Origin of the sequence: Neisseria sp. N95_16, assembly GCF_002551535.2 — a bacterium.
GTDB classification, from domain to species: Bacteria; Pseudomonadota; Gammaproteobacteria; order Burkholderiales; family Neisseriaceae; genus Neisseria; species Neisseria brasiliensis.
In genome coordinates this window covers 1-865 of record NZ_PDBT02000157.1, presented here as the reverse complement: position 1 = coordinate 865, position 865 = coordinate 1, and the positions used below count along the sequence as shown (strand labels likewise).

Sequence of the window (865 nt, the reverse complement as noted above, 5' to 3'; positions counted from 1 at the left end):
CCGCCGACCGAGAAAGACATTGGACTATGAGACACCGGGTGATCTGTTTTCAGCAGCCCTTGCCAATGGCATTTGAGCGTTGCACTTGAAATGCGAATGTAAGGGCCTTTAATTGATTATGGCAGATTACAACCCCAATGCTTCGGCATGAAATTCAATGTGGCTGTCGATAAAACTGGCGATGAAGAAATAGCTGTGGTCGTAGCCTTCGCGTTTTTTGAATTGAACGTTAAACCCATTACCACGGGCAGCGTTAACAAAGGTTTCCGGCTGCAATTCTTTCGGGTAAAACTGGTCGGCATCACCTTGGTCGATGAGAATCGGCAGTTTTTTCGAGGCCGTCTGAACGAGGGCGGTGCTGTCGTAGTTTTTCCATGCGGTTTGGTCGTTGCCCAAATAGGCGGCAAAGGCTTTTTGTCCCCAAGGTGTTTCGCTCGGGTTGACAATCGGTGCAAAGGCGGAAACGGCAGCGTAGCGCTCGGGATTTTTCAAAGCGATTTGCAATGCGCCGTGGCCACCCATGCTGTGGCCGAAAATGCTGCGCTGGTCGGTCACCGGAAAATTGGCTTCAATCAACGCCGGCAATTCTTCGACGATGTAGTCGTACATGCGGTAATGTTCTGCCCAAGGTGCTTGTGTGGCATTGACATAAAAGCCTGCGCCTTTGCCCAAATCGTAGCCTTCATCATCGGCTACGTTGTCGCCGCGTGGTGAGGTATCGGGCATGACTAAAGCGATACCCCATTGTGCGGCAAAGCGTTGCGCATGTAAGTCGCCAACACCTTTTGCACGAATTTTTGGCAGCTTTTGCACTTTTTGAAAATATAAATCCTACCACCTTTTGCACATGATTAAAGCCCATTTA

1 protein-coding gene is annotated in these 865 nt (G+C 49.7%); it reads right to left on the bottom strand.

Annotated elements, in window-relative coordinates; all coding sequences use genetic code 11:
• Positions 1-126: 126 nt before the first annotated feature.
• A complete protein-coding gene (gene fghA, locus CRG49_RS12990) occupies positions 127-813 on the bottom strand; it encodes an S-formylglutathione hydrolase (RefSeq protein ID WP_304528870.1) in 687 nt (228 codons plus the stop codon).
• Positions 814-865: the final 52 nt, after the last annotated feature.